Source organism: Micromonospora sp. NPDC051300, from assembly GCF_044455315.1.
Lineage (GTDB): Bacteria > Actinomycetota > Actinomycetes > Mycobacteriales > Micromonosporaceae > Micromonospora > Micromonospora robiginosa.
On sequence record NZ_JBITEP010000003.1, the window covers coordinates 51,148 to 64,069 of the forward strand.

12 protein-coding genes are annotated in these 12,922 nt (G+C 74.5%); 9 read left to right on the plus strand and 3 right to left on the minus strand.

What is annotated here, in order from left to right:
* Positions 1-117: 117 nt before the first annotated feature.
* From ACIA5A_RS05190 to ACIA5A_RS05205, 4 genes are read left to right on the plus strand one after another with little or no spacing between them, the layout of a single operon-like run.
* Positions 118-357, plus strand: a complete 240-nt coding sequence (locus ACIA5A_RS05190; RefSeq protein WP_396756623.1) for a hypothetical protein — start codon at positions 118-120, stop codon at positions 355-357.
* Entirely contained in the window at positions 350-1,354 is a 1,005-nt protein-coding gene (locus tag ACIA5A_RS05195) for a methionine synthase (RefSeq protein WP_396756625.1), read from the plus strand. The genes ACIA5A_RS05190 and ACIA5A_RS05195 overlap by 8 nt, the downstream gene beginning before the upstream one ends.
* Before the next feature lie 37 nt (positions 1,355-1,391).
* On the plus strand, positions 1,392-1,760 hold the full coding sequence (locus tag ACIA5A_RS05200; RefSeq protein WP_396756627.1) for a VOC family protein: 369 nt from the start codon (positions 1,392-1,394) through the stop codon (positions 1,758-1,760).
* A gap of 26 nt (positions 1,761-1,786) precedes the next feature.
* Entirely contained in the window at positions 1,787-2,800 is a 1,014-nt protein-coding gene (locus ACIA5A_RS05205; protein WP_396756629.1) for an ADP-ribosylglycohydrolase family protein, read from the plus strand.
* 12 nt (positions 2,801-2,812) lie between these two features.
* On the opposite strand, the gene ACIA5A_RS05210 is transcribed toward ACIA5A_RS05205, so the two are convergent.
* On the minus strand, positions 2,813-3,361 hold the full coding sequence (locus tag ACIA5A_RS05210) for a type II toxin-antitoxin system PemK/MazF family toxin (protein WP_396756631.1): 549 nt from the start codon (positions 3,359-3,361) through the stop codon (positions 2,813-2,815).
* Between the two features lie 208 nt (positions 3,362-3,569).
* Between ACIA5A_RS05210 and ligA the strand changes: the two genes are divergently transcribed.
* From ligA to gatA, 4 genes are all read left to right on the plus strand, one after another.
* Positions 3,570-5,705, plus strand: coding sequence for an NAD-dependent DNA ligase LigA (gene ligA, locus ACIA5A_RS05215; RefSeq protein WP_396756633.1), 2,136 nt, complete (start codon positions 3,570-3,572; stop codon positions 5,703-5,705).
* Positions 5,706-5,844: 139 nt separating this feature from the next.
* Positions 5,845-8,505: a putative bifunctional diguanylate cyclase/phosphodiesterase gene (locus ACIA5A_RS05220; protein WP_396756635.1), complete on the plus strand. Its 2,661-nt coding sequence runs from the start codon at positions 5,845-5,847 to the stop codon at positions 8,503-8,505.
* Between the two features lie 104 nt (positions 8,506-8,609).
* On the plus strand, positions 8,610-8,915 hold the full coding sequence (gene gatC / locus ACIA5A_RS05225) for an Asp-tRNA(Asn)/Glu-tRNA(Gln) amidotransferase subunit GatC (protein WP_091580658.1): 306 nt from the start codon (positions 8,610-8,612) through the stop codon (positions 8,913-8,915).
* Positions 8,912-10,387, plus strand: coding sequence for an Asp-tRNA(Asn)/Glu-tRNA(Gln) amidotransferase subunit GatA (gatA, locus tag ACIA5A_RS05230; protein WP_396756637.1), 1,476 nt, complete (start codon positions 8,912-8,914; stop codon positions 10,385-10,387). Before gatC ends, gatA begins: the two co-directional genes overlap by 4 nt.
* On the opposite strand, the gene ACIA5A_RS05235 is transcribed toward gatA, so the two are convergent.
* Both ACIA5A_RS05235 and ACIA5A_RS05240 read right to left on the minus strand, forming a co-directional pair.
* On the minus strand, positions 10,368-10,934 hold the full coding sequence (locus tag ACIA5A_RS05235; protein ID WP_396756639.1) for a hypothetical protein: 567 nt from the start codon (positions 10,932-10,934) through the stop codon (positions 10,368-10,370). The genes gatA and ACIA5A_RS05235 overlap by 20 nt on opposite strands.
* Before the next feature lie 11 nt (positions 10,935-10,945).
* Entirely contained in the window at positions 10,946-11,164 is a 219-nt protein-coding gene (locus ACIA5A_RS05240; protein WP_396756641.1) for a hypothetical protein, read from the minus strand.
* A 209-nt stretch (positions 11,165-11,373) separates the two neighbouring features.
* Between ACIA5A_RS05240 and gatB the strand changes: the two genes are divergently transcribed.
* A complete protein-coding gene (gene gatB / locus ACIA5A_RS05245; RefSeq protein WP_396756643.1) occupies positions 11,374-12,870 on the plus strand; it encodes an Asp-tRNA(Asn)/Glu-tRNA(Gln) amidotransferase subunit GatB in 1,497 nt (498 codons plus the stop codon).
* Positions 12,871-12,922: the final 52 nt, after the last annotated feature.

Below are 12,922 nucleotides of genomic sequence, written 5' to 3' on the forward strand. Positions count from 1 at the left end.
CGCGCTGACGGTTCCGCCGCCGGAGGCTCCCAGGGCCGCCCGCGAGCGCCTACAAACTTGATGGCGTGGATGAGTCACTGCGACGAACGACGGTCGCACCTTCGTCGGCGTGAACACATGCTTGTCTGTTTCTCGCTGAATCATCCACGCCATCAAGTTTGTAGGCCGCTCGGTGGTGTTCTCCAGGCGCCGGTCATCCGCCCTGACCTCGCGCTGCCCGCGCTGCCCGCGCTGCCCGCGCTGCCCGCGCTGCCCGCGCTGCCCGCGCTGCCCGCGCTGCCCGCGCTGCCCGCGCTGCCCGCGCTGCCGTGCCGGGTGTGCGGGTCGGCGCGGCGGATAGGCTGCGGCGGTGACTGACCAGCAGTGGCCCTGGCCGGCCGGGGCGGCGACCGGAATCGGCTCGCTGCCCGGCACCGACATCGCCGAGGCGCAGCGGATCGTGCTCGGTGAGCTGCCCGCGCTGCCGCACCTGCCGGAGCTGCCCGCCCGGGGGCCGGGCGCGGACCTCGTCGGTCGCACCGCCGGCCTGCTCGTCGAACTGCCGGTCGAGCTGTACGCGGCCCGCTGGCGGATCGCCGCACGTCCCGGGCGGGACCTGCGCCGCGCCCGTGACCTGATGGAACGCGATCTCGACCAGCTCGCCGAGCAGGCCGAGGAGTACGCCGGTCCGGTCAAGGTCCAGGTCGCCGGCCCGTTCACCCTGGCCGCCGCGCTGGAACTGCCGCTCGGCGGCCGGGTGCTGCGCGACCCGGGCGCGGTGCGTGACCTCGCCGGCTCGCTCGGAGAAGGGCTGCGCGGGCACGTGGCGGCGGTGGCCCGGCGGCTGCCCCGCGCCGAGGTGCTGCTCCAACTCGACGAGCCGTCGCTGCCGGCGGTGCTGGCCGGCCGGGTGCCCACCGAGAGCGGCTTCGGGACCCATCGGGCGGTGGAGACCGAGGTGGCGCGGGCGCTGCTGCGCGACGTGCTCGACGCGGCCGGGGTCCCCACCCTGGTGCACTGCTGCGCGCCGGACGTACCGCTGGAGCTGATCCGCTCCGCCGGCGCGACCGGCGTCGCCCTCGACCTTTCCCTGGTCACGGCGCTGGACCCGCTCGGCGAGGCGATCGACGCCGGGCTCGGCCTGCTGGCCGGCGCCGCGCCCACCCGGCCGCCCTCGTCCGGCCGGGCGCCGACGTCCGCCGAGGTCGCCGACCGGGTCCGCCGGGTCTGGGACCAGCTCGGGTTCCCGCGCCGCCGGCTGGCCGAGCAGGTCGTGGTGACGCCCGCCTGCGGCCTGGCCGGCGCCACCCCGGCGTACGCCCGGGCGGTGCTGGCCGCCTGCCGCGACGCCGGCCGGCGGCTCGCCGAGCAGTGACGTTTTCCTGTCGTACGCCGGGGGCAGGATGGACCGCATGATCGGACGACTGCGTTCCACCGTGATCGACTGCCCCGATCCGCGCGCGCTCGCCGGCTTCTACGCCGAGCTGCTCGGGCTGCCGCTGATCGAGGAGAACTCGGACGGCGACGACTGGGTGGTGCTCGGCGGCCCGCCGGGGGAGCAGCCCCGGCTGGCCTTCCAGAAGGCGCTCGACCTGCTCGCCCCCGCCTGGCCCGACCCGGAACGGCCGCAGCAGTTCCACCTGGACGTGACGGTGGACGACATCGAGGCGGCGGAGAAGGCGGCGCTGGCTCTCGGCGCCCGGCGGCTGCCGGGTGAGGGCGACGGCTGGCGGGTCTACGCCGACCCGGCCGGCCACCCGTTCTGCCTCTGCTGGGACTGACCGGGCGGGGCTTGCGCGGCGGGTGCATGATCACCACCGTGACCGCCTCCACCGACCGTCGCGCCGCCGGGTCGCTCTTCGGCCTCGCCTACGGCGACGCCCTGGGCAAGCCGACCGAGTTCCTCACCGTCACCGAGATCGTCCGGCGCTACGGGCCGGCCGGCCCGCGCGAGCTGGCGGGCGACCCGGCGCTGGTCACCGACGACACCCAGATGGCGCTGGCGGTGGCGTGGGCGCTGCACGACGCGCCCGTGCTCACCGCGGAAGCGGTCGAGCCGCTGCTACGGCAGCGCTTCCTCGACTGGGCGGCGAGCCCCGAGAACAACCGCGCGCCGGGCATGACCTGCCTGCGGGCCTGCGCCGAGCTGAGCCGAGGAACCCGGTGGCAGGAGGCCACGGTCGCCGGCTCGAAGGGGTGCGGCGCGAACATGCGCGTCACCCCGGTCGGGCTGCTCGACGTCGACCTCGACACGATGGCCGGGCTGGCCCAGCTCCAGGCCGGTCTCACCCACGGCCACCCGACCGGGCTGGCGGCGAGCGAGCTGACCGCGTACGCGGTCCGGCTGTTGCGCGACGGCGCGGCGCTGCCGGACCTGCCCGGCCTGCTCACCGCGCGGGCCCACGAGCAGCGCGTGGTCTACCGGGGCGACTGGCTCGGCGACCTGTGGCAGCGGCCCGGCGCCACCACCGCCGCCGAGTTCGTCGCCCGGGGCTGGGACGACTGCCTGCGGGTGCTCGGCCGGCTCGACGCGGCGCTGGCCCGCCCGGACGACGGGGGCGACCCGTGCCGGCTCACCGGCGAGGGGTGGATCGCCGAGGAGGCGCTCGCGACCGCGCTGCTCTGCGCGCTGCGGCACCCGGACGACCCGGTAGGCGCGCTGGCCCGGGGCGCCACCACCGCCGGTGACTCCGACTCCATCGCCGCGTTGGCCGGCGCGTTCGTCGGCGCCGCACATGGCATGGACGCCTGGCCGGCGGCCTGGTCCTCCCGGATCGAGTACGCCGACCAGCTCACCGCCCTGGCCGACGCGTTCGGCTGAGCGCCCGCACCGTCACGCGGTGAGGTGGGGCAGGCGGCGCACGCCCCGCCAGACGCCGGCGTCGCAGTCGCCGGCCTTGTCCTCGAACGCCGTCAACGGCACCGGGATTGGCGCGCTGACGTCCAGCCAGCTGTCGTGCTCGGCGTCGGCGTCCCAACCCCGGGTGGGGACGGGCACGTGGTCGTCCCGGTCCGACTTGTCCTGGCTGGTGATCTTCAGAACCTCGGCGTCGGCGCCGTCGACGCGCAGCACCAGGCAGGGGCGCACCTTCGAACCGGTGCCGTCGGCGTAGGGCACGTCGGCCCACCAGATCTCGCCCGGTCGCGGGCGGTCCCGGTCCGGCCGCCCCGCGTCGCGCGGCCGGGGCGGGGCGCTGGTCCGGCCGCCGCCGGTCCGGCCACCGCCCGGCCGGCCGCCACCGCCGGCCCCCGGTCGCCGGCGATCCCCGGACCGGCCGGCCCCGGACGATCGGTCGGCGGACCGGCGGCGCCACTCGCTCCACAGCCATCCCGCCACTACACAGGCCACGATCGTCAGCCCCCAGAGCAGCCCGTCGCGCATCCGTACCCCGCCTTCCGTCCGTTTCGGCCCACCGCCGCCGCCGCGATCGTCGCACGGTCGCGGCCGGTCCGCCCGGCCGGCGCGGCGCGCGCCGTCCCGCCCCCGGTGTGCCTGCTCAGACCGGGTGGCCGGACGGGTGTCACAGCTGACCGTTACGGTTCGGGGGTAGCACGAGCACGGGAGGTCGACAGCGGTGTCCGAAGGCGGCGTGTCCGAAGAAGCGGTTCCCCAGACGGTCGACGCCGCCCAGGAGGCGGCGGCCGGCGCCGAGCCGACCCCGGCGGCCCGGGAGCGGCACGCCACGTTGAGCCAGGAGCTCACCGAGCACCAATACCGCTACTACGTGCTGGACGCGCCGACCGTCACCGACGCGGAGTTCGACAGGCAGTTGCGCGAGCTGGAGGCGTTGGAGGCGGAATACCCCGCGCTGCGCACCCCTGACTCGCCCACCCAGCGGGTCGGCGGCACGTTCTCCACCGACTTCACCGCGGTCACCCACGCCGAGCGGATGCTCTCGCTCGACAACGCGTTCGCCGACGAGGAGCTGGCCGCCTGGGCCGAGCGGGTCGAGCGCGACGCCGGCGGCCCGGTGCCCTACCTGTGCGAGCTGAAGGTCGACGGGCTGGCGATCAACCTGACCTACGAGAAGGGCCGGCTGGTGCGGGCCGCCACCCGGGGCGACGGCCGCACCGGCGAGGACGTCACCGCCAACGTGCGCAGCATCCGAGGCGTGCCGGCCCGGCTCACCCCGGCCGACGACTTCCCCGACGTGCCGGAGCTGCTCGAGGTGCGCGGCGAGATCTACTTCCCGGTGGCCGGGTTCGCCGACCTCAACGCCAGCCTGGTCGAGCAGGGCAAGGCGCCGTTCGCCAACCCCCGCAACGCCGCCGCCGGCAGCCTCCGGCAGAAGGACCCGAGGATCACCGCGTCCCGGCCGCTGCGCCTGGTCGTGCACGGCATCGGCGCCCGCAGGGGCTACCGGCCGGAGGCCCAGTCGGCGGCCTACGCCGCGCTCAAGGCGTGGGGGCTGCCCACCAGCGACCGCTGGAAGGTGGTGGACGACCTGGCCGGGGTGGCGGAGTACATCGCCTACTACGGCACGCACCGCCACGACGTCGAGCACGAGATCGACGGCGTGGTGGTCAAGGTCGACCCGGTCTCCATCCAGGGCCGGCTCGGCTCGACCAGCCGCGCGCCCCGCTGGGCGATCGCCTTCAAATACCCGCCGGAGGAGGTCAACACCACGCTGCTCGACATCGACGTCAACGTCGGGCGCACCGGCCGGGTCACCCCGTTCGCGGTGCTGGAGCCGGTCCGGGTGGCCGGCTCCACGGTCGCGCTCGCCACCCTGCACAACGCCCGCGAGGTGGAGCGCAAGGGCGTGCTGATCGGCGACACGGTGGTGCTGCGCAAGGCCGGCGACGTCATCCCCGAGGTGCTCGGCCCGGTGGTCGAGCTGCGCCCGCCCGACGCCCGGGCGTTCGTCATGCCGACCACCTGCCCGGCCTGCGGCACCCCGCTCGCGCCGGCCAAGGAGAGCGACGTCGACATCCGCTGCCCCAACTCCCGCAGTTGCCCGGCGCAACTGCGGGAGCGGGTCTTCCACCTGGCCGGGCGCGGCGCCTTCGACATCGAGGTGCTCGGCTACAAGGGCGCCGCCGCGCTGCTCGACGCCGGCGTCATCACCGACGAGGGTGACCTGTTCGGCCTCGACGCCGAGCAGCTCGGCCGCTCGCCGTTCTTCGTCAACAAGGACGGCACGCTCGGCACCAACGCCACCAAGCTGCTCGACAACCTCGCCGTGGCCAAGGAGCGCGACCTGTGGCGGGTGCTGGTGGCGCTCTCCATCCGGCACGTCGGCCCGACCGCGGCCCAGGCGCTCGCCCGGCACTTCCGGTCGATCACCGCGATCGAGGCGGCCGCCGAGGAGGAGCTGTCCTCGGTGGACGGCGTCGGTCCGACAATCGCCGCCAGCCTCAAGGAGTGGTTCGCCGTCGACTGGCACCGCGACGTGGTGCGCAAGTGGGCCGAGGCCGGCGTCCGGATGGCCGAAGAGGCCGGTGACGAGGGGCCTCGGCCGCTCGACGGGGTGACCGTCGTGGTCACCGGCACGCTTGCCGGGTTCAGCCGCGACCGGGCCGCCGAGGAGATCCAGAACCGGGGCGGGAAGGTCACCGGGTCGGTCTCCAAGAAGACCGGCTTCGTGGTGGTCGGCGACAACCCCGGCTCCAAGGCCGACAAGGCGGCCACGCTGAAGCTGCCGATCCTCGACGAGGACGGGTTCCGGGTGCTGCTGGACTCCGGCCCGGAGGCGGCCCGGGCGGTGGCCCGGGTGGAGGGCTGAGGGCCGCCCGCGGCGTATACCAACTTAATTACGACTACGACCGATTCGTGGCTGTCGTGTCGGGGAAAGTGGCCCGGAGGGCGTTTCATTGGCGTACGGCGTGTGACGGCGCTCGCCGTGACCGCTCCCGGGAGGTGTGATGGCGACGGGCGACCCGCGCAACTCCGTCCCGCCCGGGCGGGCCCGGCCGTTCTTCGGCTTCGTCGGCGCGGTCGGCGCCGCCGCCGTGCTCGTCTCGGCCGGCCCGCTGGCCGCGCTTTCCGGCCGGCTGGCCGAGCTGCCTGTCGCGTTCTGGACCATGGCGGCGCTCGCCGTCGTCTGCGACGCCCGTCCGTTCGTCCCGCCGGGGCGCCGGCAGACCTCGGCGTTGTTCCCGTCGACCTGCTTCACCTTCGCCATCCTGCTCGGCTGGGGGCTGGGTCCGGCGGTGGCGGTGCAGGCGGTCGCGGTCGCGGTGTCCGGCTGGCGCCTCGGCTACGCCGCCTGGCGCACCGGCTTCAACGCCGCCCAGTACGCGTGCGCGCTCGCCGCCGCGTACGCGGTCAGCCGCTTCGGCGTGGGCGAGCTGTTCGACGGCGGCCGGCTGCACTGGACCGACGTGGCGGCGCTCGGCGGTGCCACGGTGGCCTGGTTCGCGGTCAACTACGGCCTGGTCAATACCGCGATCCGGCTGCGCTTCGGTGACCGGTGGTGGCCCAGCGTCCGGCTCGGGCTGGCCTACGAACTGCTCTCCACCGGTTCGCTGCTGCTGCTCGCGCCGGTGCTGGTGGCCGCCGCGCGGGCCAGCGCGGCGCTGATCCCGCTGGTGCTGGTGCCGCTCTTCGCGGTCTACCGGATGGCCCGGCTCTCCGCCGAACGGGAACAGCTCGCCGACGTGGACCCGCTCACCGGGCTGCCCAACCGCAAGGCGTTGCTCACCGAGGTCGCCGAGCAGGTGCACGTGCACGCCGAGCGGGCCGCCCGGGGCGAGCCGGACGCCCACCTGGCCCTGCTGCTGCTCGACCTCGACCGGTTCAAGCACGTCAACGACGCGCTCGGGCACGCGGTGGGCGACCGGCTGCTGGTCGAGGTGAGCGCCCGGCTGATCGACGTCGCCGACGAGGGTGAGCTGGTGGCGCGGCTCGGCGGCGACGAGTTCGCCATCGTCGTACCCCGGTTGGCCGGTGTCGAGGAGGCCCGCGAGCGGGCCGACCGGGTGGTTGCCGCGCTCGCCGAGCCGGTACCGCTGGACGGGCTGCCGCTGGACGTCGGCGGTTCCATCGGCGTCGCGCTCTTCCCCGACCACGGCGAGGACTTCGCCACCCTGATGCGGCACGCCGACGTCGCCATGTACGACGCCAAGCACCGCAACGACACCGTCGCGGTCTACGCGCCGGAGTCCGACCACAACTCGGCCGAGCGGTTGAGTCTCCTGGCCGACCTGCGTCGGGTGCTGGAGTCCCCGGCGTCCGGGCCGCCGGAGGAGCCCGTGGGTGTACGCGGCGGTGACGGCGCGGCGCTGACGCCGAGCCTGCCCGCCGCCCGACCGGCTCGCGACGAGCGGCGGTCCCACGACGACGGGCCCGGCGGGGTGCGACCCGGCGCGGGGCCGTCCCGCTGGCGGCTGCGGCGCCGCCGGGACCTCGTCGAGGCGCGCGCCGACGACGAGCTGATCGACCGGATCCTCACCGGCGCCGACCCGATCCGACGCCGGGCCTCCCGCGGCGGCGCGCCCGCCGGTCCGGTCGGCGCCGGAAGCGTGGACACCGCACCGGCCGCCCCGGCGGCACCGGCCGACCCGGTGGCGTCCGCCGAGGTCACGCCGGGCGCGTCGGCCGTCGAGGTGCGGACGCCCGGTGCGGTCGCCGGGGCCGCGACGACAGTCGAGCGTCCGGGCGGCGAGCCGACCGCCTCCGGCGCCGAGCCGGCCGCGTCCGCAGGCGTGCCCGGCGTGTCCGGTGGCGAGAGCGCCGGGTCCGGCGGCCGGCACGGGGCGCCCGACCCGGACGATCCGGCCGGCGACCCGGGCGAGATCACCATGTACTACCAGCCGCAGATCGCCATCGCGACCGGCGAGGTGGTCGGCGTGGAGGCGCTGCTGCGCTGGCGGCATCCGCGCCGGGGCATGGTCGACCCGGGGGAGCTGATCCAGGTCGCCGAGCAGAGCGCGGTCATGCGGCTGCTCACCCGCCGGGTGGTGGACGACGTGGTGGAGCAGGTCGCCAAGTGGTCCGCGGCCGGGCTGACGTTGCGCGCCGCGCTCAACGTCAGCGTGCGGGACCTGCACACCGGCGAGATCGCCGAGCAGATCGCCGACCGGCTGACCCGCTACGGCGTCCCACCGGAACGGCTCCAGGTGGAGATCACCGAGGGCGCGCTGATGGCCGACCCCCGGCGGGTGCTGGCCAGCATCACCCAGTTGCACCGGATCGGGGTGGGCATCGCGCTCGACGACTTCGGCACCGGTTACTCCTCCCTGCAGCACCTGCGCCGGCTGCCGCTGTCCGAGGTGAAGGTGGACCGGTCGTTCGTGCTGGGCATGGCGGACGACCCGGACGACGCGGCGATCGTCCGCTCGATGATCGAGCTGGCCGGCGCGCTCGGGCTGCGGGTGGTGGCCGAGGGCGTGGAGGACGAGCGCACCTGGCGGCTGCTGCACGCCGCCGGCTGCGACGTGGCACAGGGCTGGTTCCACGCCCGGCCGATGCCGGCGGAGGACCTCGTCACCTGGCTGTCGCGGTACCGCCCGGTGCGACCGGCCCCGGCGGAGGCGGCCGGTCGGGGCGCGGCGGCTGAGGGGGAGTCGAAGGCGTCGTCGTGACGGCGGGACAATAGACTCGCTCCGGTCACCGCGCGTCATCGTTCGCCGTCGCGCGCGGCCCGCACACCGAAGACGTCTCAGGACAGCCACGAAGGGGGCACCCGATGGCCGCCATCTCCCGCGAGGAGGTCGCGCACCTCGCGCGACTGTCGCGGCTCGCCGTCACCGAGGAGGAGTTGGACACCTTCGCCGGTCAGCTGGACGTGATCCTCCAGTCGGTCGCGCAGGTCGGCGAGGTCGCCGCGGCGGACATTCCGCCGACGTCCCACTCGGTGCCGTTGACAAACGTGCTCCGCGAGGACGTGGTGACGCCGAGCCTGACCCCGCAGGAGGTGCTGTCGGGTGCGCCCGACGCCGAGGAGCAGCGGTTCCGCGTCCCGCGGATCCTGGACGAGGATGTGGCCTCATGACCGACGTGACCAAGCTCAGCGCCGTCGAGATCGCCGGGCTCGTCGCCAACGGTGACGCCTCCGCCGTCGAGGTCACCCGCGCCCACCTCGACCGGATCGGCGCCGTGGACGACCGGGTGCACGCGTTCCTGCACGTCGACACCGACGGGGCGCTGGCCGCCGCGAAGGCGGTGGACGAGCGCCGGGCCGCCGGCGAGGAGCTGGGCCCGCTGGCCGGCGTGCCGGTCGCGGTCAAGGACGTGCTCACCACGAAGGGCGTGCCGACCACCGTCGGGTCGAAGATCCTCGAAGGCTGGCGTCCGCCGTACGACTCGACGATCGTGGAGCGGCTGCGCGCCGCCGGCACGGTGATGCTCGGCAAGACGAACATGGACGAGTTCGCGATGGGCTCCTCCACCGAATACTCGGCGTACGGGCCGACCCGCAACCCGTGGGACACCGGGCGCATCCCGGGCGGCTCCGGCGGCGGCAGCGCGGCGGCGCTGGCCGCGTACGAGGCGCCGCTGTCGATCGGCTCGGACACCGGCGGCTCGATCCGCCAGCCCGGCGCGGTCACCGGCACCGTCGGCGCGAAGCCCACCTACGGCGGCACCTCCCGGTACGGCCTGGTGGCGTTCTCGTCGTCGCTGGACACGCCCGGCCCGTGTGCGCGTACCGTGCTGGACGCCGCGCTGCTGCACCGGGTGATCGGCGGCCACGACCCGCGCGACTCCACCTCGATCCCGGCCCCGGTGCCGGACGTGGTGGGCGCCGCGAAGCTCGGCGCGAGCGGCGACCTGACCGGGGTGAAGCTCGGTGTGGTCACCGAGTTCACCGGTGAGGGCGCGGAGCCGGGCGTGATGGCCGCGTTCCGCGAGTCGGTGGAGGCGCTGGCCAAGCTGGGCGCGGAGATCGTGGAGATTTCCTGCCCGCACTTCAGGTACGCGCTGCCGGCCTACTACCTGATCGCGCCGAGCGAGTGCTCCTCCAACCTGGCCCGGTTCGACGGCGTCCGGTTCGGCCTGCGGGTCGGCGACGACGGCAACCGGTCGCTGGAGGAGGTCATGTCGCTGACCCGCGAGGCCGGCTTCGGCCCCGAGGTGAAGCGCCGCATCATGATCGGCACGTACGCGCTCTCCTCGGGCTACTACGACGCCTACTACGGCCAGGCGCAGAAGGTCCGCACGCTGATCACCCGCGACTTCACCAGCGCGTTCGAGCAGGTGGACGCGCTCATCTCGCCGACCACGCCGTTCGTGGCGTTCCCGATCGGCGCGCGCACCTCGGACCCCTACCAGATGTACCTGGCGGACCTGTTCACCATTCCGACCAACCTCTACGGCGGCCCGGCCATCTCGGTGCCGTGCGGGCTGTCCGAGGGGCTGCCGGTCGGCCTGCAGATCATGGCCCCGACCATGGCGGACGACCGGATGTACCGGGTCGCCGCCGCGCTGGAGTCCAGCGTCGGCACGTTCACCCCGCCGGCTCTCTGAGTCCACCACCGATCGGCGTCGACGGACCTCCGTCGGCGCCGATCGGCTCTTCCGAGGGGACCGGCGCCGAGTCGAGGTAACGCCGGGCCTCCCGGATGCCGCGCCGACGCCACCACGCCGCGCCCGACCAGCCCACCACGAGCGCGGAGGCGACCAGCCGGGTGGACCACCGGGTGGCGCCGACGAGCACCACCGCCTGGAACGCCGCCAGCACGACACAGAACCACACGTACCAGCGCTGGCCGAGCCGACGGCGGGCCTCCCGGCGGGCGGCGGCGTCGACGGCCGCGTCGGTGGTCCGGCCCGTGCGCAACGCGTCCCGCGCCGCCGCGGTCGGGCTCGCCTCGGCGGTACGCATCCGCGGCGCCAGCCACCTGCCGAGCAGCAGCGCCGCCCCGGCGCCGACGACGGCGGGTATCGTCGTGATGGCGACCATGCCCACCACGTCCTGGAAGTCGTAGTCGCCGTCCGCCACCCAGATCCCGGTCAGCAGCGCGGGCAGGCCGAGCGCCACCGCCCCGGCCACCAGCACCGAGCCGGTCGTCACGCGACCCCTGCTCACGGGTTCCCCCGCCCGCGCCGCCGGGAACCCGTCACCCACCGCGCCACGAGCAGCCCGAGCAGCGCACCGACGACGCCGGGCAGCACGCTGACGAGCAGCAGGGCACCGAAACTCTCCGGTGACCTGTCGTCGGAGAAGTACCAGCGGGTCGCGCTGATCGCCACCGCCACGACGAAAACGGCGGCCACGCCCACCAGCACCTGCCGCACGTTCATGGAGCGAGGCGGCGCCGGTGATCCGCCGTGTTCGTCGCGTACCGTCGAGTCGTCCCCCGTATTCGTCATCCTCGACACGTACCCCCGGGTCGTTCCTCGCATGCCGGCGCGGCGGGCCCTCGCGCGGCGATCTCGAAGCCCGGCAGCGGGGTGGCCGGGCCAGCCGATTAGGCTGGAACGGTTCTGTCCGGATCGCGCCTGGAGCTCAGATGACGACGACACTGCCCGCGTACGACGAGGTCGTCGCGCGCTACGAACCGGTGATCGGCCTGGAGACCCACGTCGAGCTGGGCACGAACACCAAGATGTGGTGCGGCTGCCCGACCGACTTCGGCGGCGAGCCGAACACCCGGGTCTGCCCGGTCTGCCTGGGCCTGCCCGGTTCGCTGCCGGTGGCCAACAAGGCGGCGATCGAGGCGACGATCCGGATCGGCCTGGCGCTGAACTGCTCGATCGCGCAGTGGTGCCGGTTCGCCCGGAAGAACTACTTCTACCCGGACATGCCGAAGAACTTCCAGATCAGCCAGTACGACGAGCCGCTCTGCTTCGACGGCTACCTGGACGTCGAGGTCGACGGCGAGCTGGTGCGCATCGGCATCGAGCGGGTGCACCTGGAGGAGGACACCGGCAAGACGCTGCACGTCGGCGGCGCCACCGGTCGCATCCACGGCGCCACCGAGTCGCTCGTCGACTACAACCGGGCCGGCATCCCGCTGGTGGAGATCGTCACCAAGCCGATCCCGGGCACCGGCGCGCTCGCCCCGGAGATCGCCCGGGCGTACGTCGCGGAGCTGCGCGACGTGATCCGCTCGCTGGGCGTCTCGGACGTCCGGATGGAGGAGGGCTCGCTGCGCTGCGACGTCAACACGTCGCTGAACCTGCCCGGCGCGGAGTGGGGCACGCGCACCGAGACCAAGAACGTCAACTCGCTGCGCTCGGTCGAGCGGGCGGTCCGCTCGGAGATGCTGCGCCAGGCGTCGGTGCTCGACGCGGGCGGCCGGATCGTGCAGGAGACCCGGCACTTCCACGAGGACACCGGCGACACCACGTCGGGCCGGTCCAAGGAGACTGCCACCGACTACCGCTACTTCCCGGAGCCGGACTTGGTGCCGCTGGCGCCGGACACCGCCTGGGTGGCCGAGCTGAAGGCCGCCCTGCCGGAGCTGCCGCGCCTGCGCCGTAAGCGGATCCAGCAGGACTGGGGCCTGTCCGACCTGGACATGGAGTCGGTGGTCAACGCCGGCGCGGTCGAACTGATCGAGGCGACCGTGGCCGCCGGGACCACCCCGGCCGCGGCCCGCAAGTGGTGGCTGGGCGAGCTGTCCCGCCGGGCCAACGAGACAGGCGTGGAGCTGGCCGACGTGGGCGCCACCCCGGCGCAGGTGGCCGAGCTGCAGGGCCTGGTCGACGCCGGCAAGCTCAACGACAAGCTGGCCCGCGCCGTGCTGGAGGGCGTGGTGGCCGGCGAGGGCTCGCCGACCGAGATCATGACCAACCGCAACCTGGAGGTCGTCTCCGACACCGGCGCGCTCACCGCCGCGGTGGACGAGGCGATCGCCGCCAACCCGGCCATCGCCGACAAGATCCGCAGCGGCAAGGTCGCGGCGGCCGGCGCGCTTGTCGGCGCGGTCATGAAGACCACCCGCGGCCAGGCGGACGCGAAGACCGTCCGCGACCTGATCCTGGAGCGCCTCTCCGCCGCCTGACGTGCAAGGAAGGGCCCCTTCTTAACGCCTGGTGCATAAGAGGGGGCCCTTC